This window comes from Bradyrhizobium erythrophlei (genome assembly GCF_900129505.1).
GTDB classification, from domain to species: Bacteria; Pseudomonadota; Alphaproteobacteria; order Rhizobiales; family Xanthobacteraceae; genus Bradyrhizobium; species Bradyrhizobium erythrophlei_D.
This window is the reverse complement of the sequence record NZ_LT670818.1, coordinates 8,827,388-8,852,626: the sequence shown is the minus strand read 5'-3', so window position 1 is coordinate 8,852,626 and position 25,239 is coordinate 8,827,388. Positions and strand designations below refer to the sequence as shown.

General features: G+C 62.2%; 26 protein-coding genes. 18 read left to right on the top strand and 8 right to left on the bottom strand.

What is annotated here, in order from left to right:
- Positions 1-241 precede the first annotated feature (241 nt).
- Entirely contained in the window at positions 242-1,447 is a 1,206-nt protein-coding gene (locus tag B5525_RS41850; protein ID WP_079572237.1) for a patatin-like phospholipase family protein, read from the top strand.
- A 21-nt stretch (positions 1,448-1,468) separates the two neighbouring features.
- On the opposite strand, the gene B5525_RS41845 is transcribed toward B5525_RS41850, so the two are convergent.
- Complete coding sequence (locus tag B5525_RS41845; protein WP_079572235.1) at positions 1,469-2,761, bottom strand: NRAMP family divalent metal transporter; 1,293 nt, start codon at positions 2,759-2,761, stop codon at positions 1,469-1,471.
- 285 nt (positions 2,762-3,046) lie between these two features.
- On the opposite strand from B5525_RS41845, the gene B5525_RS41840 reads away from it, so the two are divergent.
- From B5525_RS41840 to B5525_RS41820, 6 genes are all read left to right on the top strand, one after another.
- Complete coding sequence (locus B5525_RS41840) at positions 3,047-4,024, top strand: ABC transporter substrate-binding protein (protein WP_079572234.1); 978 nt, start codon at positions 3,047-3,049, stop codon at positions 4,022-4,024.
- A gap of 71 nt (positions 4,025-4,095) precedes the next feature.
- On the top strand, positions 4,096-5,031 hold the full coding sequence (locus tag B5525_RS41835; RefSeq protein ID WP_244567761.1) for a hypothetical protein: 936 nt from the start codon (positions 4,096-4,098) through the stop codon (positions 5,029-5,031).
- Between the two features lie 219 nt (positions 5,032-5,250).
- Complete coding sequence (locus B5525_RS47050; RefSeq protein ID WP_079572232.1) at positions 5,251-5,595, top strand: hypothetical protein; 345 nt, start codon at positions 5,251-5,253, stop codon at positions 5,593-5,595.
- A gap of 577 nt (positions 5,596-6,172) precedes the next feature.
- Positions 6,173-6,349, top strand: a complete 177-nt coding sequence (locus tag B5525_RS45150; protein WP_154073747.1) for a hypothetical protein — start codon at positions 6,173-6,175, stop codon at positions 6,347-6,349.
- Positions 6,342-6,590 (top strand): hypothetical protein, encoded by a 249-nt coding sequence (locus B5525_RS41825; RefSeq protein WP_079572231.1) that lies wholly within the window; start codon positions 6,342-6,344, stop codon positions 6,588-6,590. The genes B5525_RS45150 and B5525_RS41825 overlap by 8 nt, the downstream gene beginning before the upstream one ends.
- A gap of 19 nt (positions 6,591-6,609) precedes the next feature.
- Positions 6,610-6,963, top strand: coding sequence for a phage terminase large subunit (locus B5525_RS41820; protein WP_172900087.1), 354 nt, complete (start codon positions 6,610-6,612; stop codon positions 6,961-6,963).
- Between the two features lie 198 nt (positions 6,964-7,161).
- On the opposite strand, the gene B5525_RS41810 is transcribed toward B5525_RS41820, so the two are convergent.
- From B5525_RS41810 to B5525_RS41800, 3 genes are read right to left on the bottom strand one after another with little or no spacing between them, the layout of a single operon-like run.
- Entirely contained in the window at positions 7,162-9,366 is a 2,205-nt protein-coding gene (locus B5525_RS41810) for a xanthine dehydrogenase family protein molybdopterin-binding subunit (protein ID WP_079574469.1), read from the bottom strand.
- 8 nt (positions 9,367-9,374) lie between these two features.
- Positions 9,375-10,391 carry an FAD binding domain-containing protein gene (locus B5525_RS41805; RefSeq protein ID WP_079572226.1) on the bottom strand — a complete coding sequence of 339 codons (1,017 nt, stop codon included), beginning with the start codon at positions 10,389-10,391 and terminating at the stop codon, positions 9,375-9,377.
- Positions 10,388-10,915, bottom strand: coding sequence for a (2Fe-2S)-binding protein (locus B5525_RS41800; protein WP_079572224.1), 528 nt, complete (start codon positions 10,913-10,915; stop codon positions 10,388-10,390). The genes B5525_RS41805 and B5525_RS41800 overlap by 4 nt, the downstream gene beginning before the upstream one ends.
- 276 nt (positions 10,916-11,191) lie before the next feature.
- On the opposite strand from B5525_RS41800, the gene B5525_RS41795 reads away from it, so the two are divergent.
- Together B5525_RS41795 and B5525_RS41790 are read left to right on the top strand one after the other, a co-directional pair.
- Positions 11,192-11,620, top strand: coding sequence for a GNAT family N-acetyltransferase (locus B5525_RS41795; RefSeq protein ID WP_079572223.1), 429 nt, complete (start codon positions 11,192-11,194; stop codon positions 11,618-11,620).
- Between the two features lie 130 nt (positions 11,621-11,750).
- The gene (locus B5525_RS41790; RefSeq protein ID WP_079572222.1) at positions 11,751-13,016 is read left to right on the top strand and encodes a CaiB/BaiF CoA transferase family protein; all 1,266 of its coding nucleotides are present in this window, start codon (positions 11,751-11,753) and stop codon (positions 13,014-13,016) included.
- Here B5525_RS41790 and B5525_RS41785 read toward each other — a convergent pair.
- Positions 12,941-13,588 (bottom strand): DUF805 domain-containing protein, encoded by a 648-nt coding sequence (locus B5525_RS41785; protein WP_079572220.1) that lies wholly within the window; start codon positions 13,586-13,588, stop codon positions 12,941-12,943. The two genes, B5525_RS41790 and B5525_RS41785, sit on opposite strands and share 76 nt — an antisense overlap.
- A 193-nt stretch (positions 13,589-13,781) precedes the next feature.
- On the opposite strand from B5525_RS41785, the gene B5525_RS41780 reads away from it, so the two are divergent.
- Both B5525_RS41780 and B5525_RS47045 read left to right on the top strand, forming a co-directional pair.
- A complete protein-coding gene (locus B5525_RS41780) occupies positions 13,782-14,480 on the top strand; it encodes a tripartite tricarboxylate transporter substrate-binding protein (protein WP_244567760.1) in 699 nt (232 codons plus the stop codon).
- Between the two features lies 1 nt (position 14,481).
- Positions 14,482-14,751, top strand: a complete 270-nt coding sequence (locus B5525_RS47045; protein ID WP_244567759.1) for a tripartite tricarboxylate transporter substrate-binding protein — start codon at positions 14,482-14,484, stop codon at positions 14,749-14,751.
- On the opposite strand, the gene B5525_RS41775 is transcribed toward B5525_RS47045, so the two are convergent.
- A complete protein-coding gene (locus tag B5525_RS41775) occupies positions 14,741-16,378 on the bottom strand; it encodes an alkaline phosphatase family protein (RefSeq protein ID WP_079572218.1) in 1,638 nt (545 codons plus the stop codon). The two genes, B5525_RS47045 and B5525_RS41775, sit on opposite strands and share 11 nt — an antisense overlap.
- A gap of 220 nt (positions 16,379-16,598) precedes the next feature.
- Between B5525_RS41775 and leuC the strand changes: the two genes are divergently transcribed.
- The 7 genes from leuC to maiA are packed head-to-tail and all read left to right on the top strand — an operon-like array spanning position 16,599 to position 23,219.
- Complete coding sequence (gene leuC / locus B5525_RS41770) at positions 16,599-18,008, top strand: 3-isopropylmalate dehydratase large subunit (RefSeq protein ID WP_079572217.1); 1,410 nt, start codon at positions 16,599-16,601, stop codon at positions 18,006-18,008.
- A gap of 1 nt (position 18,009) precedes the next feature.
- A complete protein-coding gene (gene leuD / locus B5525_RS41765) occupies positions 18,010-18,645 on the top strand; it encodes a 3-isopropylmalate dehydratase small subunit (protein ID WP_079572215.1) in 636 nt (211 codons plus the stop codon).
- Positions 18,642-19,781, top strand: coding sequence for a 3-isopropylmalate dehydrogenase (gene leuB / locus B5525_RS41760; protein ID WP_079572214.1), 1,140 nt, complete (start codon positions 18,642-18,644; stop codon positions 19,779-19,781). The genes leuD and leuB overlap by 4 nt, the downstream gene beginning before the upstream one ends.
- Positions 19,781-20,830, top strand: coding sequence for an ABC transporter substrate-binding protein (locus B5525_RS41755; protein ID WP_079572212.1), 1,050 nt, complete (start codon positions 19,781-19,783; stop codon positions 20,828-20,830). Before leuB ends, B5525_RS41755 begins: the two co-directional genes overlap by 1 nt.
- Positions 20,831-20,841: 11 nt before the next feature.
- Entirely contained in the window at positions 20,842-21,657 is an 816-nt protein-coding gene (locus tag B5525_RS41750) for an ABC transporter ATP-binding protein (RefSeq protein ID WP_079574468.1), read from the top strand.
- Complete coding sequence (locus B5525_RS41745) at positions 21,654-22,526, top strand: ABC transporter permease (RefSeq protein ID WP_079572211.1); 873 nt, start codon at positions 21,654-21,656, stop codon at positions 22,524-22,526. Before B5525_RS41750 ends, B5525_RS41745 begins: the two co-directional genes overlap by 4 nt.
- 36 nt (positions 22,527-22,562) lie before the next feature.
- On the top strand, positions 22,563-23,219 hold the full coding sequence (maiA, locus tag B5525_RS41740; protein WP_079572209.1) for a maleylacetoacetate isomerase: 657 nt from the start codon (positions 22,563-22,565) through the stop codon (positions 23,217-23,219).
- A 7-nt stretch (positions 23,220-23,226) separates the two neighbouring features.
- Here the strand turns inward: maiA and B5525_RS41735 are convergent, their stop codons facing one another.
- Both B5525_RS41735 and B5525_RS41730 read right to left on the bottom strand, forming a co-directional pair.
- Complete coding sequence (locus B5525_RS41735) at positions 23,227-24,300, bottom strand: amidohydrolase family protein (RefSeq protein WP_079572208.1); 1,074 nt, start codon at positions 24,298-24,300, stop codon at positions 23,227-23,229.
- Positions 24,301-24,354: 54 nt separating this feature from the next.
- Positions 24,355-25,215, bottom strand: coding sequence for an NAD(P)-dependent oxidoreductase (locus tag B5525_RS41730; RefSeq protein WP_172900086.1), 861 nt, complete (start codon positions 25,213-25,215; stop codon positions 24,355-24,357).
- Positions 25,216-25,239: the final 24 nt, after the last annotated feature.

Genomic DNA, 25,239 nt, shown 5'->3' with positions numbered 1-25,239 from the left:
TTTCCCGGCTTTGCAGGTCGCCGCGATAATGCCCCAAATCGAACATTCATCCGCCGCTGCGCCATAACTGAAGTGCGCGCGCCCGGGGTGTGCAATAGCCCCGAGCGGGGAATACCGAGATATTCTTAAAAATGCTGCTCCGGTCGCCGATTTGAATACGTCCTTTCGATATCTGAGAGGACCGAGGTTTGGCCGGCTGAACAGGCGAGCCTTGCCTGCTTGCCGTCTGCTGCGGTCGACGATGCGTCTTGCCTTGATCGGCTTGTCGATCTTCCTGACGGGTGGATGTGCAACGATCGCGCCGCGCAACGTCTTGCCGCAGGCCAGCGCCGCCCAGATCGAGCTCGAAGGATTTCACAACATCCGCTTTTGGGGCGACGCCCCGGCCCGGGATATCCAGGCGATCATGATGGAGGATGCGCCGAGAGCGGAAATGCGGTCGCTGTCAGGAGCTGAAAAACATTCGCCGGTCTCGAACCTGCTTGCGATATCCGGCGGCGCCGAGGATGGCGCCTTCGGCGCCGGCCTGCTGGTCGGCTGGAGCGATGCCGGCACGCGGCCGGTCTTCGACCTCGTCACCGGTGTTAGCTCCGGCGCGTTGATTGCTCCCTTTGCGTTCCTCGGACGCGAGCGTGACGGCCAGTTGCGCGAGATCTTCACCAAATACGGGCGGCAGGACATTTTCACCTACAACGTGCCAGGCTTGCTCAAAGGCTCCGCGCTGGCGGACGACGCGCCCCTGGCGCGATTGATCGAGAAATATGTCGACGATGCCTTTCTGCAGGAAATCGCCAACGAGCGGATCAGGGGCCGCATTTTGCTGATCGGCACCACCAATCTCGATACGCAAAGGCCTGTCATGTGGGACATGGGCCGGATCGCGATGAGCCATAATCCCGACGCGAAAAGCCTGTTCCACAGGATATTGCTGGCATCGGCAACGCTGCCAGGCGTTTTCCCGCCGGTCCGGATTCAGGTCCGCGTCGGCGGACAGAACTATGACGAGCTGCACGTGGATGGTGGCGTCACCAGGCAGGTCTTCATCGCCCCCTCGATATTTTCGTTTACTTTCCACGATCAAAAATCGGCGAGGCCCGCGGCGAAGCCGAGATTGTTCGTGATCAAGAATGGAAAGATCGATCCGGAATGGCAATCCGTCGACGAGAACGTCCTGTCCATTACGCAGCGTTCGATCTCGACGCTCATCAAGAACCAGGGGATCGGCGACCTCTACCGCATCTATTCCGTCACCCGGCGCGATGGAATCGACTTCAATCTTGCGAGCATTCCGCCCGACTTCAAGGACACCAGCGACGAGCCGTTCGATCAGAAATACATGGTCGCGCTTTTCGAGCGCGGCTATGACCTCGCTAGCCACAACTACTCCTGGGTCAAGGCGCCGCCGGGAATGGAATCGGCCACTCAAGTGCACAACGCCCAGAATTGAGCGCGGCTGCCGGCTGCGCGCCTATCCGATAAGGAAGGAAAGGAACAAGGCGATCACCGCCACGGCCATCAGCGCAGTGCCGACCCAGCCCAGCATGGTTAGCCAGCGGCTGGCTTTGAACCGCCCCATCAGTCCTTCATTTGTGACAATCACCATCATCATGGCCATGATCGGAACCGCGACAATGCCGTTGAGCACTGCGCTCCAGACCAGCATGTGAATGGCGCTTATTCCGGTGAAGCCAAGACCGAATCCGATCACGGTCGCGGCTGCGATGATCGTGTAGAATCCGACGGCGTCCGGAGCCTTGGCTTCGAGGGTCGCGTGCCATCCGAAGGCTTCGGAGACGCCATAGGCGGCGGAGCCCGCCAGCACCGGGATCGCCAGCAGGCCGGTGCCGATGATGCCGAGTGCGAACAGCAGAAACGTGAAATCGCCCGCTAGTGGCCCTAACGCTTCGGCGGCCTGCGTTGCCGAATTGATGTTGGTGACGCCGTTCGCATTCAGGACGGCCGCGGTGGTCAGGATGATGAAAAAGGCGATCGCGTTTGAAAAGAACATGCCGACCACGGTATCGAGCTTGATGCGGTCGATCTCGGTCAGACCGCCCCGGGTAAGCTCCCGCAGTGGACGGTGTACCTTGCCCTGATTCATCTCCTCGACTTCCTGCGAAGCCTGCCAGAAGAAGAGATAGGGGCTGATCGTCGTGCCCAGTACCGCGACCACCATCAGGAAGTAATCCGCAGTGATGGTGGGCCTTGGCCAGATTGCCGCCAGCAGCGCCGTGCCCCAGGGAATGTTCACGGTGAGGGCGGTTACGACATAGGCAAACAACGTCAGCGTCAGGAATTTGAGCACCGGCGCGTATCGCCGATACGGCACGAAGACCTGCAGCAAGGTCGATACGGAGGCGAAGATCAGGGCATGTTCGTGGTTGAGCCCGCCGATGACCAGGGAGAGGGATTCTCCCATCGCGGCGATGTCGGCTGCGATATTGAACGTGTTCGCCGCGACCAAAAGAAAGACCAGCGCCAGCACCAGCCAGCGCGGCGCCAGCTCCATCACGTTGGCGGCGAGGCCCTTGCCGGTCACGCGACCGATCCGCGCGCTCACCAGCTGGATTGCAATCATGAACGGTGTGGTCAAGAACACCGTCCAGAGCAGGCCGTAGCCGAATTGCGCGCCGGCCCGGGAGTAGGTCGCTATGCCCGACGGGTCGTCATCGGCAGCGCCGGTCACCAGTCCCGGGCCCAGCAACCGAAGCAACATGTTTTGAGGCTTCTTCCTGGCCCCTTGGCGGATCGCTTCGGTCATGAAATTCTTTGAGATTCGAGAACGACTGTATCGGTAAACCCTTTGGTGAACATTCGCGACTGAAAAATGTTCCGGCGAGGAAGCCCGCGCGGCGGCAGCGGATGCATCCCGCCTTGGCCTCTTTTGGGCCGCGCGGCGGGCTAGCGCCTGGGGCATGGTTTTTATCGACACCTGCCTGACGTCCTTGTGCCGAACGGCGTCGCCTGATGCAATTTCCCGCTCACCGTCCTGTCGCCGAAGTGCTAGACCTAGACATCGGCAGACGGTCGGCCGTTAGGAGGACAAATGAATCGGCGCGAGTTGATCACGCTCATGGGTGGCGCGGCTTTTTGGCCGTTCGCCGCCGTTGCCCAGACGGCGAAGGTGTATCGCATCGGCACCCTCACCCCCGGCCTTCCGATCGTTGCCCAAGCCGGCCCTGGCGCAATTCTGTTCGATGCGCTGGCTAAGCGCGGCTATGTGCTGGGACAGAACCTCGTCCTCGAGAGTCGCGGCGCCGCCGGCAAGATCGATCTGGTGCCGCAGATGATGCAGGAGCTGAAGGCCGCCAATGTGGATGTGGTGGTCACCATCAGCTATCCGGCCGCGGCGGCGGCCAAGGCATCGGGCGTCACAACCGTGCTGGCGTCCGGCTCGGGCGATCCGGTCAAGACGGGGCTGGTCGAAAGCCTCGCGCGGCCGGGCGGCACCGTGACCGGCATCGCCGACGACGCCTCTATGCTCTCCACCAAGCGGCTTTCGCTGCTGACCGCATTGTCGCCAAAGCTCCGCCGGATCGCGATGCTGTGGAACATGGAAGATCTCGGCATGTCGCTGCGCTACCAGGCTTCGGCACAGGCTGCTGAGGGCGTCGGGATCACCGTGCAGCCGCTCGGTGTGCGCGAGCCCGACGATTTCAATGCGGCGTTCGCGGCGATGACGCGCGATCCGCCAGACGCCATCCTGATGGTCTCGGACTCGCTGACGCTGCTCAACCGCAAGCGCGTGATCGACTATGCCGCCGAGCACAGGCTGCCGGCGATCTATGAGGCAGACTCCATCGTTCGCGACGGCGGGCTGATGTCCTACGGCGCCGACCTGCAGGAATCCTTCGATCGCGCCGCTGCGATGGTCGACCATATTTTCAAGGGTGCAAAGCCCGCCGACCTTCCGGTCGAGCAGCCGACCCGCTACCAGTTCGTGATCAATCTCAAGACCGCGAAGTCGATCGGGCTCGAAATTCCGCCGACGCTGACGGCGCTCGCCGATGAAGTGATCGAGTAACAGCGTTGCGACCTCAATCAAGCGAAGATCGCGGGCCGCTGGGAAACGGGTGGCTGAAAACGCGAGGCGCTTTGAAAATCCGGCCGGCAAGGGCCGTGTTCTGCATCGCGCTCGCGGGATTGGCTTCCTCGTCTCTGTCCGGCATGGCCCTGAGCAAGGACAAGGACGGCAGCGACGACCCGTCGGCGAAGGCGGATTCAACGCTGCCGAACATCTATCTGGACCTGCGGACCAACTATGCCACCGTGCCGGCCAACACGCTCTCGATCGGCTTCGGCAATTCTTCGTTGTCCACGGCCATTGCGACGCTGCAGACGCTCTCGACGCTGACGAATTCCCAGGTGCTTCCGAGGCTGCCAACACTGTCATCGCCGTCAAGCCGGAGCGTCGCGGTGGATGTTCCCCTGACGGTGGATGTCAGCGACCGCGTCTCGCTGTATGGCGGCTTCAGTGCCAGTGCCTCGCAAAGCGGTACGTCTGATTGGTCGACGTTCGCGGTCAGCAGCTGGAATGTCGGATTCCAGGCCGACGTCTATCAGCAGAATGGCGGATCGATCCCGACGATCACGCTGCAATCGACGGTCACGAGATCGGTGCCGGATTCCCCGCTCGCCACGACGTCGCTCAACAATATTGTCGAGTTCAGTTATGCGCTGAACGAGGACGAGACCAGGGGCCTGCTTGCCGGTGTCCAGTACACGAGGGTTGATGTCGATTCTCCGCTGGCGAAAGTAAGCCCGAACACCATCGGCTATGTCGGTGGCTACTATCAGTGGGACAACAACTGGAAGTTCACCGGCCGCGTCGGCGTTCAGTCCTTCGGCGGCGCGCAACTTCTGAACCTGACGCCGTTCCAGCCTTTTACCCAGCCGATCGTGAGGTTGGATCTGGACCGGATGGACGACAACGACAACCGCCTGTTCGGCGTGACGGCCGAGATCGCCTGGGTGCCGAAGCCGGCTTACATGTTGACCATGAGGACGCCGCTTTACGCGGTGCGAAATTAAAACACGGCGAGGGTAGTTGACACGTCGGGCAAATCACCGGCATATCTTCATCGTCGCAAGAAATTTGCAAGCCCGCACCGGCCACCGGTCGCGGGCTTTTTGAATCTGCTATCTTGAATCGATCGCCTTGAATCGGAACGGTGGCTGCCGCGGTGCGACCTTCCTGCTGCCGCATTCTTGCGGTGCCTTGCCCCCTTGGGCGCATCCAGGGGAACCGCGATGAAGAAACTGGCTGTTGCAGCGGCAATCGCAGCGACATTTTTTTCGTTCGTGGCGAACGCGCAAGAGCGCGCGGGAAGTGCAGCTCTGGGCGCGGTGTCGGGCGCAGTCGTTCTGGGACCGGTCGGCGCGGTGGCGGGCGCATTCATCGGCTACACGGCTGGTCCCGCGATCGCACATTCCTGGGGTGCCGGACATTCGCGCTCGCGCGCGCGTCGTGCAACACAGGTCAGCGCCGCCACCGAGCAGCAGACTGCCGCCAGGGTGACGCCGTTGCCCGTCGCAAAGCCAGCCGAAGCGGTCGGCGCCGGAAAGTCCGTGCCGCCGGTCCAGGGGTTTGAGTAGAAGCATCGATCGCGAGATCGGCGGCGACTTCCAAAAAGAATTTGACACGTCGGGCAAATCACCGGCATATCTTCATCATCGCAAGAACTACAAAAGCCCGCCCCGGGAAACCGGCCGCGGGCTTTTTCATTTGCAATCGATGAATCGGGTTTCCCGAATCGGACGGCGGCCGCATTTCACGGGCGCACCATCCTCCCCAGGCAGCGCATCGTCGCAAGACGCGCCTCAAAGCGCGCTGCCGTCCGAACCATTTGAGTTAGGGCATGATCTCCGGGCAAACGCGTGGCGTTTGTCCCAAAGGAAAACCGCTTCACGCTTTGCGCTGACGCGGCTCTTCGGGGCGGGATCATGCCGATAAATTTGCCGGCGCGCGCGAACGCGTCGGCACGCGGCGCGGGCATGGTCCGCGTCCGCACGCGGCCTCTCTTGCAGAGATAGGGTTCGCGCCTGAAATGGCCGTAGGAATACGGTCATGCCGCATATTTCATTCCGATCAAGCGAGGCCTGGCATGACCGCGTATCTGATTTCGCTCGCATTGGCCGGCCTGGTTGCGATCGCGGTGTGGGAGGGGTTGTCATGAGTGCAGAGATCATTCAGTTCATCCGCGGGCCGGAACGGAATCGCAAGCATTCCGATTTTCCTACGATTGTATTTCGCTCGGCGGCGCGGCCAGACGATCTCGTGATGGATCATGCCGATGCCGCGCCGAGCGAGGATGTCCGCCCCGAGCCTGCAGGATCGGGCGATGCCTAGGTCGGTGACGGAAATCCGCTCGCTGGCGCGCAGCCACACCCGGACCGCGCTCAACGTACTGGTCGCCGTGATGCGCAATACCAAGGCGACGCCGCCGGCGCGAATCGCCGCAGCCAATGCCATCCTGGATCGCGGCTGGGGTAAAGCGACGCAGGCGATCGAGAATGGCGACGACGGCGCCCTCGAACTGATCCATAGAATCGAGCGTGTCATTGTCCACCCTGAAAATCCCGACAGCTAGAGTCTTCGAACCCCTGCTTATGCCCGCGCGGTACAAAGGCGTGTTCGGCGGCCGCGGCTCGGGAAAATCGCACTTCTTCGGTGAGCTTCTGGTCGAGACCTGCCAGGCCGAGCGCGGCACGCTGGCGGTCTGCATTCGCGAGGCGCAACGGACGCTGGCGCAATCTTCCAAGCGCCTGATCGAAAGCAAGGTCGCCGCCCTCGGTCTCGGCCACCGCTTCAAGATCTATAGCGACAAGATCGAGACGCCGGGCGATGGCATCATCATCTTCCGCGGCATGCAGGGCTACACCTTCAAGGCGGTCATCACCGTGATCGTCACCGGGTTTGTCGGAGCAGTCTGGCTCGGCATCAAGGTCATGCTCGGCAAATGATCCGTGTCTGTCTGATGGCTGCGGCGCTGCTGTGGCCGGTTTCCGCTCACGCCTTTCCCTGCTGGATGGTCCGGAGGGCCGTCGCCCAATATGGCGCGTCGGCTGTGGAATCCTGGGCGAGGGCGAAGGGAATTCCCGAAAAGGAGATCCAGAGGGCCCGGCAATGCCTGAGGTGAAGCGCTTCTTGGGGCTTCGCAGCTAGCCCTGCAGTTTGTCCAGCGTGATCGGCAGATCGCGCACGCGCTTTCCGGTGGCGTGATAGATCGCGTTGGCGATGGCTGCCGCCACGCCGACGATGCCGATCTCGCCGAGCCCCTTGATGCCGAGCGGATTGATTATCCGATCCGGCTCGTCGACGAAGATCACCTGGATGTCGTGTATGTCAGCATTTACCGGCACATGGTATTCGGCAATATTGGCGTTCATGATACGGCCGTATCGGTGGTCGAATAGGGTCTCCTCGTGCAACGCCATACCGATACCCCAGACGACGCCGCCCATGATCTGGCTGTGGGCGGTCTTGGTGTTGAGAATACGCCCTGCCGCGACCGCGCTAACGACGCGACTGACGCGGATGACGCCAAGTTGTTCATCGATCTTTACCTCGGCGAAGACTGCCGAGTGCGTGTTGCGTGCGTGCGAGATGTCTTCGGGAAAGGAATTTGTCTTCTCTCGTTCGATTCTGTCTATGCCGCCATGGCGCATGACATCGGCGATTGAGACGGAGGAGTCCGCGTCCAGGCGGCTGACGATCTTGCCGTCCGCGAGTGTGACATCCTCGAGTTCTGCGTTTCCCAGCGGTGAAGCTTTCATTTTTTTGGCCAGAGCGAACAGCTCTTTGCGGATATCTTCCGCCGTCGCCACGACCGCATGCGACGCCGAGGCCGCCATCCAGGATCCGCCTTCGACGGGGGCCTGTGGAAGCGTGGAATCGCCGAGCTTGACGCTGATGTTCTCGATCGGCAGGCCCAGCGTGTCGGCCGCGACCTGCGCCAGAATGGTGTAGGTACCGGTGCCGATGTCGGAAGCCGCGCACGACACCTCTGCGTGTCCGTTTGCGCCCAGCACGATGCGTGCGGCCGTGGGCATCTGCAGGGCTTCCCAGACGCCGGTTGCCATGCCCCAGCCAACAAGGTCGGCTCCATCGCGCATCGAGCGCGGTGCAGGCGTTCGCTTGTCCCAGCCAAAGGCCGCGGCTCCCTGCCGGTAGCATTCGCGCAGCTGCTTGCTGGTATAGGGTAGATCCTCGTTCTGGTCCCGATCCGAGTAACAGCGTAGCCGCAACTCGACGGGATCAAGCTTCAGTGCCACCGCAAGCTCGTCCATTGCGCACTCGAGCGCGTAAACCCCCGTCGCCGCTCCCGGCGCGCGCATGTCGCATGAGGTTGGAACGTCCAGCTTCGCCAGCCGGTGCACGTAGGTGGCATTGGCGGATTTGTAGAGCTGTGCCGACCAGGCGGTGTCGTTGCGGGAAAAATCCTCGAACTGTGAGGTCACCGCAAGCGCCTCGTGGGTGATCGCCTCAAGGGTTCCGTCCGACTTCGCGCCAAGAGACAGCCGTTCAATGGTAGCCGGCCGATGGCCCAGTCCGTACATTTGCTGGCGTGTGAGCACCAGCCGGACCGAGCGTTCCAGCGCCAATGCGCCCAGCACAGCGAGCACCACCTGGTATTGCGGGCGCAGCCCCGCGCCGAAGGCTCCGCCCACAAACGGCGATATGACGCGTAAATCGTCCGGCTTTTTGGCGAAGATACTGCAGAGATACCGCTGCACGTTCTGCACGCCCTGTGTCTTGTCATAAACCGTGAGCTTGCCATCGCCGTTCCACGTCACCGTTGAAGCAAACAATTCCATCGGATTGTGATGTTCGGTCGGGATGAAATACTCGGCTTCGTGGCGAACTTCGGCTGCCGCATAGGCCTGGGCGGCATCGCCGCGGGGTTTGTCGGGTTTTTCGACGACAAAGGCCTGTTGCCGCCGTTCATGCAGATCGGTGACGAATGCCTGCGTCTCATACTCGATCTGCACGAGCGTGGCCGCGTAGCGCGCGATCTCCCATTCCTCGGCCAGCACCAGCGCCACCGGCTGACCACTGAACAGGATCTTGTCGTCGTAGAGCGGACGGAACGGAGAGCCTTCCTCCGGCGCGACATCGTCTTTCCAGGCCTGGTCCATAGCGGCCATGCGTGGCCGGTTCTGGTGGGTAAGCACGTCAAGCACGCCTTCGACGCGCAACGCCTTGCTGGCATCGACGCGCGCGATGCGCCCCTTCGGTATATTCGCCACGATGACGCTGCCATAGGCTAATCCGCCGGCATTGAACTCGCCGGCATATCTGGCCTCGCCGGTGACCTTGGCACGGCCGTCGACACGGGAGGTCGCGGTACCAATGTAGTTCGTCATGGGCGCGCTCATCGGATTTTCTTGTCGGACTGCGATTGTGGGGTGCCCAGCGCCGCCTGCGTCAAAGCCCGGACGATGCTGCGGCGAGCCAAATCAATCTTGAAGGAATTGTGCGCAAAGCCCTTGGCATCCCGCAGCAGCAGATTTGCCACACCTTCGAAAGTCTCTTTATTCGCTGGCTTCCCGCGCAGCTCGGCCTCCGCCGCGGTGTCCCGCCACGGCTTGTGCGCGACGCCGCCGAGCGCAAGGCGTGCCTGCCTGATCGCGGCGCCGTCGAGTTCGAGGGCTGCCGCGACCGAGACCAGAGCGAAGGCATAGGAAAGACGATCGCGGATCTTCAGGTAGGAATAGTTGTTTGCAAAGCCCTGCGCGGGCAGCTCGATCGCGGTAACAATCTCGCTCGGATGCAGATTGGTGTCGAGTTGCGGTGTATTTCCTGGCACCCGATGAAAATCGTCGAACGCGATCACGCGCTCGCCAGCGGGACCGACGACATGCACTTTGGCCTCAAGTGCGGCAAGCGCAACGCACATGTCGGAAGGATGTGTCGCGATGCAGCCTTCGCTCGTCCCCAGGATGGCGCTGATCCGGTTGATGCCGCCGATTGCAGAACAGCCGCTGCCGGGCTGGCGCTTGTTGCAGGGTGTCGCCGTGTCATAGAAATAAAGGCAGCGCGTGCGTTGGAGGAGGTTTCCGCCGGTCGATGCCATGTTGCGCAGCTGCTGCGAGGCGCCGGCCAGGATAGCGCTTGAGAGCAGCGGATAACGCTGCTCGACCAGCGGATGATAGGCGAGGTCGGAATTCGGCACCAGCGCGCCGATGCGCAGTCCGCCGCCCGCGGCTTCTTCGACGGCCCTGAGGGGTAGCCGCGAAATGTCGATCAGCCGGGAGGGACGTTCGACATCGTCTTTCATCAGATCGATAAGGTTGGTGCCGCCCGCAATGAATTTGGCGGTCTCGTCGGCCGCGATCTGGCGTACTGCATCGGCGACATCACGGGCGCGGGAATACTGGAAATTGATCATGGTTTGCCGTCCATCTGGCCCATGGCCTGCTGGATCGCCGCCACAATGTTTGGATAGGCGCCGCATCGGCAGATGTTGCCGCTCATCAGTTCGCGGATTTCGTCCACGCTCTTCGCTTTTCCTTCGGCGATCAGACCAGCCGCAGAACAAATCTGTCCTGGCGTGCAATAGCCGCACTGGAACGCATCATGGTCGATAAATGCCTGCTGCAGCGGATGCAGCCGATCCTTCATTGCCAATCCTTCGATGGTCGTGATGCTGGCACCATCCTTCATCACGGCTAGCACGAGGCAGGAATTGATCCGCCGGCCGTCGACCAGCACCGTGCAGGCGCCACATTGCCCGTGGTCGCACCCCTTCTTGGTGCCCGTCAGATCGAGATGATCCCGCAAGGCGTCGAGGAGCGTGGTCCACGGCGCAATGTTGAGCGTCGTTTCCACTCCATTGATCCTTATCTGTACCGACAGCTTGTCGGGTATCGGGATTGGAGCTCCGCTTCGGTGCGCCGAGCTTGATTGAGCCATCTTACATCTCCGCATAGCTGCAACGATGCTGGTCCGCCCGAAGTTCCATCCGAAACCGCGGCAACTGCGCCGGTTTCAACTCCGCCTTGGAGGTCAGGATATCCGGAAGCGTCCGAGGGGATATTTCTGTTTCGCACGGAACGATGTGCTTTGCGCCAAAGCGACGCAGGGAACCCTCGGCAATGCAGAATCCGCGAGCCAAAATTCGCGATGGAGGACGGTTACGATCGAACCTTCTCCGAGTGGAAAAGTCCTGATCAAGGGAGTTTGAGGCGCATGTACAGGATTCGCGAGGTCGACGGGCAGGATGACGAAATCGCCGACGCACTCGCCGATCTTCACCGACTGACGTTCTTCGATGGCGCGCCCGTCCCGGAATTCGATCATGGGCACTGGTGGCTCGCCTTCCACGAGACGACCCCGATCGCCTTTGCCGGTGTCGTGCCATCGACGCGGGCGATTAACGCGGGATATTTCTGCCGCGTAGGCGTGCTAAGGAAACACTGCGGCAACGCCCTTCAATTGCGGCTGATGCGTGCGCTCGAATCGAGGGCACGCCGCATCGGCTGGGGCTGCATCGTATCGGATACCACGGACAACCTTGCCTCTGCCAATAACTTCATCCGGGCCGGCTATTGGCTGTACAGGCCACAAGCTCCCTGGGCTTGGCCGAATACGCTCTATTGGCGCAAATCCATCATATGAAATGCCGTGGGGCGCAATTCGCGCATGCCCCCAAGCTATTGCCAACATTGCCCTTCCGGAATTAGGCCTTAAAGTCGGCTTGCGCCGCCGACCATGGTGCCAATGAGAACGGGAAGGGAAGAGACCGATCATGACCGCCAGACCACAATTGCCGGACCGCGTGCCACGAACCAACGGCGCGCCGACTGCGCTCGACGGTCTGCTGGTGGTGGATTTCACGCGGGTGGTCGCCGGTCCTGCCTGTACACAAACGCTGGCCGATTTTGGCGCCGAGGTCATCAAGATCGAGAACCCGGACGGCGGCGACGATACGCGGCATTATGAACACGCGGACCTCGCCGGCGAGAGCGCTGCCTTCGTGAGCCTGAATCGGAACAAGCGCGGCATCGCGCTTGATCTTGCCAAGCCCGAGGGTTGCCGGGTTGCGCGTGAACTGATCGCGCGGGCGGATGTCGTGGTGGAAAACTTCTCCTCCGGCGTGATGAAGAAGTATGGCCTCGACTATGCGTCGGTCGCGCCAGCCAATCCCCGCCTGATCTATTGCTCGATCTCCGCTTACGGCCGCCACGGGCCGTTCGCGTCCCGTCCGGGCTTCGATCCCATCACCCAGGCCGAAAGCGGATTTATGTCGCTCAACGGCTTTCCAGACGGGCCACCGGTGCGGACCGGACCACCGGCTGTCGACTTGTTGACGGGCATGTCAGCCTGCAACGCGATCTTGCTGGCGCTTGTTGCCCGCGATCGACTCGGCCGCGGCCAGCATGTCGAGGTCGCGCTGTTCGACACCGCAGTGGCGATGACCCAATTTTACGGCATGGCCTATTTGATGAGCGGCGTAAATCCGACCCGCCAGGGCAATTCGCCGAACGGATCGCCCTCCGTTGGCGTCTACGAGGCTTCCGACGCTCCATTTTATATCGCCTGTGCCAATGACCGGCTGTATCGCCGCCTCGTCATCGAAGTGCTCGGCCGGCCAGATCTCGCCAGCGGCGAATTCGGCGACCGGCGTTCACGAACGGCGAACAAGGAGAAGCTGCGCGCGATCCTCACCGGGATTTTTGTGCAGGATCTTCGTGAGAAGTGGGTCGCGAAGATGAAATCGGCCAACATTCCCGTCGGCTATCTGCGGACGGTCGAGGAGGCGTTCAATTCGCCGGAATTGCGCGAGCGCCATCGTGTCAGCCAGATTCCGCACCCAGCCGCGGGCTCCGTCCCCAACATCGAATCGCCGATCAATCTCGGCTTCACGCCGGCCATCGACCCCGTCGCCGCGCCGCTGCTCGGCGAGCACACCAAGGAAGTCCTGCGCAAGACGCTCGGCTATGATGACGCGCGCATCGCCGCGTTGTCCGAGGCCGGCGCTTTCGGGATGGTAGCGACGGTTGGAGCCAGCTGAGATCTGAGCCGTGCCCTCGGGGGCGTCGGCGAGTTCATACGATATATCCGAGATTGAATACCCGCCCGGTGGCCCTTGCGGCCGCCGGGCATTTTTTCGTTTTTGGATGCCGCTCTGCGCCGCTGTCGCGGCTGCAATAGCGGGTCGGGTCCATAGCTGTCGGGTCCCGCGGTACCACGGAGGCAGCCGATCTCGACGAATCCCCAGATCGTAAGCGCAAAGCCCGCGAGCGCGAGGACGGAGTGCAGCGCCGTACCCGCCGCTCCGCCAAGCCATGCAGCGTTTGCGACTTGGCCAAGCGCGCCCGGCACCAGGTAAAACAACATGAGCCACCACGCGCTCTTGTCGCGGTCATGCAGCCGCCTGGTGGCGAAGGAAGCCCCCCACAACAGCCACGGGATCAGGACGACGACGACCATGACGACAAGGAGCGGCGCGGCAATGCCGGCGGCCGTGAACAGAATCACGGAGGTCATCAGCCCCCCGCCGATATAGATGAGAACCGAACGCCAATACTTCGCCCGGCCGATGCGCCCACTGGCGCCGAGCAGAAATTCGAACAGCTCTTCCATGGTGCCCCGGCACGCCAATCCACCGATGGACCCGGTGCACGGCCATATGTCGCCTTTGGGTGGGCAGTGGTTCAAGTCAGGTAGGCCCCCCCGGGGCTGGAATCGAGAATAACGCCGACGGCAACTCTGGTATGCTTTCAATCGGCCACGTACTCTGACGCAATTAACCAAAACATCTGACGGGGGGAGAACAATGGATCGCCGAATTTTTATGGCTGGCTGCGCCGGCCTGTCACTATCCCTGATCGCAAAGGCCGCGCTCGGCGAGTCCGGCCCGCTGACCAGGATAATCTTTCCCTTCGCGGCCGGCGGCGGTGGGGACACGCTTTGCCGTCTGCTGGCCCAACAGGTGAGTCAGCTTCTGGATCGCACAATCATCGTCGAAAACCGCACCGGCGGCGATGGATTGATCGGAATCAAATGGGTCAAGAACGCCAATCCCGATGGAGCCACCATCCTCGTAACCACAGGTCCGACAATGTATCTGTTGCCGATGGTGGAGACCGAACCGAGCTTCGACCTGAAGAAGGATTTCGTTCCGGTCTCACTGCTGGCGCGCTTCGAATTCGGCGTCGTCGTCGGCCCCGCTGTCGATGCAACGGATTTCAAGGGGTTTGTGGCCTGGCTCAAAGCCAACCCGAGCAAGGCGACATTTGGCGTCCCGAGCAACGGCACGATCCCGCATTTCGCGGGCTCGAAACTCGAGCAGATGTTGGGCGTTCCACTGACGCGGGTAGCCTATCGCGGCAGTGCGCTCGCCCTCAACGACCTGATCGGCGGCCATCTGCCGTTCGCCATTATCACCACCGCCGACGCGATCTCGCAGCATCGGGCCGGTACCGTTAAAATTCTGGCCGTGAGCAGCGCCCGAGCGTTCGCCGTTCCTGCCTGATGTGCCAACCCTGAAAGAGAGCGGCGTCGACCTCGTCGCCGATGCCTGGTACGGAATGTGGCTTCCAGCCGGCAGTTCGCGGGAGTTCGCGAGCCAGATCAGCGCCGCCGTGGCCACCTCGCTCGCCAGGCCGGAGGTGCGCGAGAAATTGCTGGCGATCGGCCTGATTCCGGTTGGGACGACGCCTGATGGCTTGACCAGCGAATTGGCTGCCGACACCGCGCTCTGGCAGCCGATCGTCAAGGCTACCGGCTACAAGATCACCTATTGAGTTCGCCGATCCCGATCTTTTTCCTGATAGCGGACAACTCCGTCTCGTCCCAGATCCCGATCAGGATTCCGCCTTTGACCTGTAGTTGCTGGCTGGCATAGGCGGCGATCCTCTCGGTGCTGGTGGTGATATGGCCCTTGGGATGCAGCGCCCATTCGAACAAGGCCGATTGCATCCGGGCAATGATGTCGGCACAAGAGGGGTCTTCGCCGCGGTCGGTCAATTCCCCGGGATCCTGGGCAAGGTCGTAAAGCATCGGCCGGAAGCCGGAGGCGTGGATGTACTTCCAGCGTCCGTCGAACACCATGAACAGCCGGCACTGCTCGATCGGCTGGTTGAGCTTGAGCCGGACATCCTGCATGCAATAGTCGTATTCCGAGAACACCACCTTGCGCCAGTCGGCCGGCGCCTCGCCGCGTATCAGCGGCATCAGCGAGCGCCCCTCGAGAACATGATCCGGCGGCTTGCCGCCGAAATATTCGATGAAGGTCGGTGCCAGATCGATCGCCTCGACCAGCGCATCGCAGACCGTGCCCCTCGTACGGTCAGCCGCATCGGACGGATCGATCACGATCAACGGGATCTTGGCGGATGGATCGTGGAACAGATCCTTCTCGCCCATCCAGTGATCGCCGAGATAGTCGCCGTGATCGGAAGTGAACACGATCATGGTGGTATCGAGCAGGCCGCGCGCTTCCAGGAACTGCATCAGCACGCCCATCTGGTCGTCGATCTGCTTGATCAGGCCCATATAGGTCGGAATTACTTTTTCCCGCGCCTCGTCACGCGCCATGTTGCGGGAATAGCGCATGTCCATATAGGCAGCGAAAACCGGATGCGCGCTTTGCTTTTCCTGCTCGGAGCGGACCATCGGCATGACGTCGGCTGAGCCATACATGCTGGCATAGGGCTCTGGCGCAATATAGGGCCAGTGCGGCTTGATGTAGGACAGATGGAGACACCACGGCCGCCCGTCCGTTTCCGCCTCCGTGATGAAGTCCATTGCACGGCGTGTCATGTAGGGAGTTTCGGAATCCTCCTCGGCGACGCGGGCTGCCTTGTCGGCGTGCACCAGCAACCAGCCATTCTGCAGCGTGCCGTCGTTCGCCGCGCCGGAATTGGCCCAGTGCTCCCACGGGTTGGAAGCGTCATATCCGCGCTGGCGCAAGTAAGTGTCATACTTCGGACGCGGCCTGCCGGTCGGATGCAGGCCGTCATCGCGCTCATAGGGCTCGAAGCCGCATTCGGCAACATGCACGCCGATGATCGAGTCCGGCGCAATCCCCAGCATTTTCAGGCCTTCGAGGTCCGCCGCCATATGGGTCTTGCCGACCAGCACATTGCGCACGCCGATTTTCTTGAGATGATCGCCCAGCGTCGGCTCACCCACGCGCAACGGCCAGCCGTTCCAGTGCGAGCCATGCGAGCGCATGTAGCGGCCGGTATAGAACGACATCCGTGACGGGCCGCAGATCGGCGACTGCACATAAGCATTCGAGAAACGTACCCCGCGCTTTGCCATGGCATCGATATTCGGCGTCTTCAGGGTGGGATGCGCCGTGCACCCCAAATAATCAAAGCGAAGCTGATCGCACATGATCCAGAGAACGTTTTTGGGACGGGGCATGACTTGCTCGGTGATTTCAGGCGCCGGATGTTGCGATATTGCATCGCAAATGACAATCGGGCTGGCATCGTCCCGTTTAGCTGTTATTCGGCTTAGGCTCTAGTCGAATGGCCGTCGGCTGTGCTTTGATACCGGGGAGGCTAAGGCCTGAACATAAGCCGTGCAAAACGCGGTGAGCGGCTGACGCCGCCGGCCAAAGAAGCCAAAGGGAGCACAGGCGTTGCAAAAGCCCGGCCGTACGTTGCTGGCCAAGATCTGGGACCAGCATGTCATCGCAAAACTTGGCGATGATACCGATCTGCTTCACGTCGATCGCCATTTGCTGCACGATCTCGGTGGCTCGCGTGGCTTGCTCGATCTCAAAAGCCGCGGCCTTTCGGTCCACAATCCCGAACTGACGTTCGCGACGCCGGACCACGCCATTTCGACGGCCCGCGGGCGGGCCGGTACCATCAAGATCGGGCAGGAACTGCTTACGGCCTTGAGGGCTGAAACATCGGCCAGCGGCATTGCGATGTTCGATATCGACGAACCCGGTCAGGGCATCGTCCATGTCATCGGACCCGAACTCGGCCTCAGCCTGCCGGGCTGCCTGATCGTCTGCGGCGACAGCCACACCTGCACTCATGGCGGACTGGGGGCGCTGGCCTTCGGTATCGGGTCGAGCGAACTAACGCATGTGCTGGCAACCCAGGCCATCATCCAGCGGCGGCCGAAAACGATGCGCGTGAAGTTCGAGGGCCGGCTGCCGTTCGGGGTGACGGCCAAGGACCTGATCCTGGCGCTGATCGGTCATGTCGGTGCGGCCGGCGGCACCGGCTATGCCGTCGAATATGCTGGCAGCGCGATCCGTGACCTGCCGGTCGAAGGGCGGTTGACGATCTGCAATCTCTCGATCGAGCTCGGCGCCAAGATGGGTCTGATCGCGCCGGACGAGAAGACTTTTGAATATATCCGCGGACGGGCCTATGCGCCGCAGGGCGCGATGTGGGAACGGGCAGTTGCGGCGTGGCGCGAGCTTCCGAGCGATCCCGACGCGGTGTTCGATAGGGAAGTCGTCATCGACGTCGAGAAGATCATTCCGCAGGTGACCTGGGGCATCAGTCCCGAACACGTCATCGGCGTCGACGGTCATGTTCCCGATCCCCGGGAGATTGCCGATCCGGCGCGGCGGGCCGCGGTCGAGACCGCGCTCGACTATATGGGCCTCAAGGGTGGGGCGCCGATCGCCGGCACGCCCGTCGATTGGGTGTTCATCGGATCATGCACCAATAGCCGTTTGAGCGATCTGCGCGCGGCGGCCGCGGTCGCGCGTGGCCGCAAGGTCGCGCCCGGCGTGCGCGCCTGGGTAGTACCGGGTTCGGAAACGGTGAAACGCGAAGCAGTGGCCGAAGGACTCGACAAGCTCTTCACCGAGGCAGGTTTCGAATGGCGCGAGCCCGGATGCTCGATGTGCCTCGCCGCCAACGGCGAAACGGTTGCTCCCGGCGAGCGCTCGGTTTCGACTTCCAATCGCAATTTCATCGGCCGCCAGGGGCCGCGAGCACGTACCCATCTGGCGAGCCCCGCCATGGCGGCGGCTGCCGCGATATCCGGCGCCATCGCCGACGTGCGGACCCTGGAGCGCTAGCATGCCGAAACCCTTTACCACGCTAACGTCGGTTGCGGCGCCGATCATGCGCAGCAATATCGACACCGATGTCATCATCCGTATCGAGCGTCTTGTCGGGAATTCCATCCGCGGCACTCTCGCAAAATGGGCGTTCGGTTCGCTGCGCTATTTGCCCGATGGTTCCGAGAACCCGGAGTTCATCCTCAACCGCGAGCCGTACCGGCAGGCGGAAATCCTCCTTACCGGTCCGAACTTCGGTTGCGGCTCTTCCCGTGAAGGGGCGGTGTGGTCGCTGCAGGAAATGGGTATCCGCGCCATTATCGGCTCGGGCTTCGGCGATATTTTCTTCGCCAATTGTTTTCAGAACGGCATCCTCCCGATCGTGGTGGACAAGGAGGTCGTCGACAGCCTCGCCGCCGAGGTCGAGCACTCCCAGGGAGCCGGGCGTATCGGCATCGATCTCGAGGCACAGACGATCAATTCGCCCTCGGGGAAACAAATCCGTTTCGAGATCGATCCGCGTCGGCGCACCGGGCTGCTTGGCGGTCTTGATGAAGTCGCGCTGACGCTGCAGCGTGACGACGAAATCCGCGCTTTTCAGGCGGCCGACCGCGCCGTGCGGCCGTGGATCCATTTTGCAGGGAAATCGGCATGAATAATCTGTCCAACATGATTAAGGTCGCGGTGGTCGGTGGCGAGGGCATCGGGCCGGAAGTGACCGCGCAATCGCATCGCGTGCTCAATTGGTTCGCCGCCAGGAGAAACGTTCCGATGGTGCTGCGCGAGGCGCAGTACGGGCTCATTCCTTATCTGGCGACCGGCAAGGTTTTGCCGCCGGACACTGCCGAGGCGATGGACGAGGCGGATGCCATTCTCTGGGGCGCCACCGGCGGGCCGGAAACGAAAGGGGTTCCGGCGGCAGCGCGGAAGGCGGGCAGCCTGCTGTCGCTGCGCAGCAAATACGATCTCTACGCCAACCTCCGGCCGATCGTCGCCGATCCGGCGTTGGCAGACTCGGCGCCGCTCAAGGCCGAAGTGCTCAGGGATGTCGACTTCGTCATCATCCGCGAACTGACCAGCGGTATCTATTTCGGCGAACCCCGCGGTATCGAAACCCTGGCGGACGGGCAGCGCCGCGGCTTCAACACCGAGCAATACACCACCCATCAAGTGCGCCGCGTGGCGCGGGCGGCGTTCGAGCTGGCGCGCACACGCAAGGGCAGGGTGTGTTCGGTCGACAAGGCGAATGTGCTGGAGACCAGCGTGCTGTGGCGCGAGGAGGTCATCGCGCTGCACGCCGCGGAGTTTTCCGATGTCGAACTCAGCCATATGTATGTCGATAACGCCGCGATGCAGATCGTCCGGCAGCCATCGCAGTTCGACGTGATGGTGACCGGCAATATCTTCGGCGACATTCTTTCCGATTGCGCCGCGATGGCGTCGGGATCGCTCGGCATGCTGCCGTCGGCCTCGCTCGGTCCGGTCGACAAGTTCGGCCGCCGCAAGGCGCTTTACGAACCGGTCCACGGCAGCGCGCCCGACATCGCGGGCAGGGGCATTGCCAATCCGCTCGGCTCCATCCTCAGTGTCGCCATGATGCTGCGTCTGACGCTGAACCGGCCCGAGGATGCCGACCTGCTGGAGAAGGCAGTCGGTATCGCGCTCGCCGCTGGCGCACGCACGGCCGATATCGCCGAATCCGGCGCAACCAGGCTTTCGACCGAGCAAATGGGCGACGCAGTGCTGAATGCCCTGGAACAGGTCGCCAGCAAGGAAAAGGAGCATGCGTGATGGCAAAGCATTTCACCAGGCGATCGGCGCTGACGATCATCGCCGCCGGCGGCGCTTCGATGGCCGCGGGCCGGGCCTTCGCCGAAGACAAGACCGCCCGCGCGATATACCCGGTGGCGGTGCCCGTCTATCAGACCCAGTACGTGGCGGACCGAATCGGCTTCTTCAAGGAGGCCGGCCTCGACTGCAAGCTGATCCAGGGCGGCAGCGGCGTCAAAACCCGCGAGATCATCGCCTCTTCGCAAGGCGACATCGGCATCGGCGACATTACCCATCCGATGCAGCTCAGCAATCATGGCCGCGCCGGCCGCGTCTTGATGCCGGTCGATACCAGGAGCGGCGCGGTGATATTCATCATCCGCAAGGACCTCAAGGACCAGGGCATCGCGACACTGGAGCAACTGGCGGCCTGGAAACGGCCGGACGGCCGCAAGCCGATCGTCTCGGTGTCGTCGCTGGGCGGCACCAATCACGTCTGGGCGTCCTATTACATGGAAACCATGGGGCTGGACGATAAAGTCACCTGGATCGGTACCGGCAATGTCGAGACCATGCTGGGTTCGCTGAAGACCAAGCAGGTCGATGTGCTCGTGAACTCGCTGTCCCTGCTGAACGATTCGGTGGCGCAAGGCTGGGGAGCGCTACTCTTCGACGGCACGGACGAGGTGATCTGGAACAAATATATCGGCGGCAAAGTCCCGGTGACGGCGCATTTCACTTTGCAGGCGACCATCGACAAGGACCCGCCGAAGATGCAGGCCTTCGTCACGGCACTATGGCGCGCCACGCAGTGGATCAAGGCGCATTCGCCCGAAGACATTTATGACGCCATTGAACCTTACGTCGGCAGCACGTCGCGCGATGCCAATATCCTGGAGATCACGACGCTGAAGCAGGTCGCCGACTACGAGGGTACCATCGATGCGGCGGGCTGGGCGCGCGGCGAAAAGGTCTGGTTCCGGGAAATGACCGGCATCAAGCCGCTTGCGATTGCCGATCTCGTCAGCCCCACCTTCATCGAAGCGGCACGGAAGGCGTATCCGGGTTGAAAACGGCAAAGATGGTCACGCCGCAACCTCACTCGTCGGATGCACGACGGATCGACGTCAGGGGTTTGAGCAAATCGTTCCAATTGGCTGGCACGGCCATCGAGGCGGTGCGCGACATCTCCTTCACCGTCCGGCGCGGCGAATTCGTCGCCTTGCTGGGGCCGTCCGGCTCCGGCAAGAGCACCATCCTCAACATGATCGCGACCCTGATCAGGCCGACCAGCGGTCAGATCCTGATCGACGGCCGGCCGGTCGTCGCCGGCAGGGCGACACCGGACGTCGGCTATGTGTTTCAGCGCGACACGCTGTTTCCGTGGCGCACGGTCGCCGACAACATCGGGTACGGACTGCAACTGGCCGGCGTTCCCGAAACCGAGCGGAAAAACCGCATCGCGGCCTGCGTGGGACAGGCAGGCCTGAAGGGTTTCGAGCATGCTTATCCCTCGGCGCTATCGGGCGGCATGCGGCAGCGCGCGGCGCTGATGCGGACCCTGGTGGTCGAGCCGCAGATACTGCTGATGGACGAGCCGTTCGGCGCGCTCGACACCCATACCAAGATCGACATGCACGAAGTCCTGCTCCGGATATGGGAGCGCGAGCAGCAAACGGTGTTATTCGTGACGCATGACCTCGGCGAGGCGCTGACGCTCGCCGACCGCATCATCCTGTTCTCGGCGCGGCCCGGCCAGATCAAGGACACGTTCGAGGTGGACTTCGAGCGGCCGCGCGATGCCGTGAAAGTGCGCGAAACGCCCCGTTATGCCGAGCTGTTCCAGAAGATATGGCACTCGCTCGGCGAAGAATTCGTCAGGGGACGCCACCCATGAGGACGCGCCGGCCCGTCAATGCGCTGGTATGGCAGTTAGCGATCTGCGTCGCCGTGCTTTCGGTCTGGCAGTGGGGCTATGACCTGCATGCCGTCGTGCCATGGTTGGTGCCCGATCTGCTCGATCCGTATTTCGTTTCAAAACCCTCCGAGATCTTCCAGCACTTTCTCATTCTGAGCTGCCTCAAGTCCAAGATGGGCGCCTTCAACGGCTGGTTCAACGGCGACTTCGCCAAGTGCATGGCGCGCAACGACAACAATCTCTGGATTGCGACCGCCATCACGCTGAAGAATACCTTCTTCGGCTTCCTGACCGGCGTATCCAGCGGCTTCATCGCCGGGCTGATCCTCGGCCGCTCTGACCGGCTCAGCGCCATTTTCCAGCCCTTCATCACCGCCGTTAATTCCATTCCCAGGATTGCGCTGGCGCCGATCATCGTGCTGGCGTTCGGGATCGGCGACATGTCGAAGGTCGTCACGTCGTGGATCGTGGTCGTGTTTCTGGTGTTCTTCAACACTTTTGAGGGCGCGCGTTCGATCGACGAAGGGTTCATCAATGTCGCGCGGCTGCTTGGTGCCAGCGAATGGCAGATCACCCGCACAGTGGTGATTCCGTCGACCATGGCCTGGGTATTCGCCTCGCTCTCGCCTGCCATTTCCTTCGCGCTGATCGGCGTCATCGTCGGTGAATTCATCGGTGCGGAGCGGGGCATCGGCCGCCTGATCATCGAATCGGAGGCGCGGGCCGAGGCCTCGGGCATGATGGTCGCGGTGATCGTGCTGATGCTGGTCGGCGTGGTGTTGTCGGCCATAATTTGGCGATTGCAGGCCTATCTGTTGCGCTGGCAGCAGCACAATATGGTGGAGTAGACTGGGGCCGCATATTCGCCAGGCGGAGGTCTCCCGATGAGCATAACGGTCTACGGATTTTGGCGGTCGATTGCCTCGTTTCGTGTGCGCGTCGCCTTACGGCTCAAGGGGCTGCCTTTCGAGGAAATCCCGATCGACATTCTTTCCGGTGAGCAATTCAAGCCGGGCTACGAGGCAGTCAACGCCGAGCGCGTGGTGCCGACGTTCATTCACGACGGCCATTCCATCTTCCAGTCGCTGGCGATCATCGAATATCTCGACGATATCCAGGCCGAGCCGCGCCTGCTGCCGCAAGACCCACGGGAGCGTGCCTATGCGCGCTCGCTGGCGCTGATGACGATCGCCGACGCGCACCCGCTGGTGGTGCCGCGGGTCCGCAATCATCTCGCCAAGACCTTCGGCGCGGATGCCAAGGCGATCGAGGACTGGGGCAAGCATTGGACGAACGAGGGACTTGCGACCTATGAACGGCTGCTGGCACGACGCAGGCCCGAGCCGTTTGCGCTTGGCGCCGAGCCCGGCCTTGCCGATATCTGCATCGCGGGGCAGGTGGTCGGCGCGCATTTCCTCAAGCTCGAGCTCGGCGCCTTTCCGGTGGTCGCACGCTTGGCCGACCGCTGCTTTGAGCTGCCGGCCTTCAAGACGTCCCATCCGTTCGAGCAGCCCGGGTTCAAGAAATCGGCCGCGCATTGATGCCCGGCTAGACATCGATCCCGAGCACCCGCGCGGCATTGCCGCCGGCGATCTGGGCCAGCGTTACCTCGTCCATGCCTTGCACCCCCGCGATATGTCCGACCGGATTATATTCGGCCATGTCGAAGGGGTAGTCGGTACCCATTACGATGCGATCGGGCCCGAAGACGTCGATCAAATAGGCCAGCTGGTGATAGGAGAAGACCACGGTGTCGAGATAGACCTGCCGCAGGTAGGTTGTTGGCGGCAGCGGCAGGTCGCCGTGGCAATCCTGCCGCGCGCCCCAGGCGTGATCGATTCGCCCGGAGTAGCCCGGCAGGTAGCCACCGCCGTGCACGGCCATCAGCTTCAGGTCGGGGAAGCGCGCCAGCGTTCCCGAAAAGATCAAATTGTGGAGCGCGAGCGTCGTATCCAGGGGATTGCCGAGCACGTTGTTGAAATAGAAATGCGTCAGGCGTTCCCCATGGGTGAATCCGTTCGGATGCATCATGATGAACGCCCCGAGCTGTTCGGCCCTGGCAAAGAACGGCCGGAACTTCGGATCGGACAGTTCCTGGCCGTCGACATTGGTCAGGATTTCGACGCCCTTTAGTTTCAAATCCTTCATGATGTAGTCGAGTTCGCGGACCGCGATCTCCGGCTCCTGCAGGGTGACGACGCCGAGCCCGACGAAGCGGTCGGGTTTGCGCGCGCAATATTCCACCACGCCGTCATTGGCGAGGCGGTGGGCGGCTTCCGCGATTTTCGGATCGACCGAATAGTAGCACTGGCCCGGTGCCGGCGCCACGACCTGGATGTCGATGCCCATCTTGTCGAGGTCAAATAGACGGCGATCGATCGTGGTCATGACCTCGCTGACGTCCTTCTCCTGCTGCGCATTGATCTCCTTGGTCGCAGCATCGGCGAAGTAGGCCAGCGGAATCCGGCTGATATCAACATGCGGTTGCGCCAGCTTGGCGGCCTGGGGCACCACGATATGGGCGTGAATGTCGATCGTGGTGGAAGACGGCCGCCGGGCCAGGCCGTCGGCGTCGTGGATACGTGCGGCGGTACGTCCATAACGGTTCTTGCGATCGATCATCTGAATTGGCTCTGCGGTTGAATGAATGTGCGGGGAACGTGACGCTTGAGGGGACTACGACGTGGCCTTGCGCTGGGTCCAGCGGGTCGATACCGCGGTGGCGTCGGCGTCGCCCAGGCCGGCGGCTTCCGCTTCCTGGTAGCAGGCGAGTGCGCTGGCCGTGACCGGCATCTCGGCATGAAGGGATGCGCCGAATTGAACCGCACAGGCGAGGTCCTTGGTCGCGGCATTGAGACCGAAAGCTGTTTCGCCGAGCGGCGCACCGCCCAGCACCTTGGCGATAACCGGCCCGCGGCCCTTCATGGCGGTCGGCGCGCCTGATGTGTCGGTCAGGATATCGATCAGCCGGTCGGCCGGAAGGTTGAGCGGCTTGCAGATCGTCAGGGCTTCGCCGAGCGCCTGCCAATACACCAGAAGCGGCAGGTTGACCGCGAGCTTCATCATCGAACCGGCGCCGATGTCGCCGACATGTTCGATGCGTCGGCACATTTGCTCCATGATCGGCATCGCCCGGGTGACGTCCGCCTTCGATCCCCCGACAAGGCCGAGCAGCTTGCCTTCCTTCGCCGGCGCGGTGCTTCCGCCGACCGGACATTCGACGAAGGCGGCGCCCTGCTGCAATGCCGCAGAACCGTTCGTCTTCATGGTCTCGGGGCGGATCGTGCTCATATCGATCACGAGCTTGCCCGCGAGTTTGGCCTTCAGGATGCCATTCGGCGCGCCGTAAACCGCTTCTGTCGCGGCGTCGTTCAGCAACATCACGATGGTGACTTCGGACCCGTCGACGAGTTCGGCGGGCGACGCGAACGCCTTCGCGCCGGCATCGACCAGAGGCTTTGTCTTGGCCGAATTGCGATTCCACACCTCGATTTCATGTCCTGCCGACATCAATCGCTGCGCGATCGCCGATCCCATTCGTCCAGTTCCGCATATACCGAT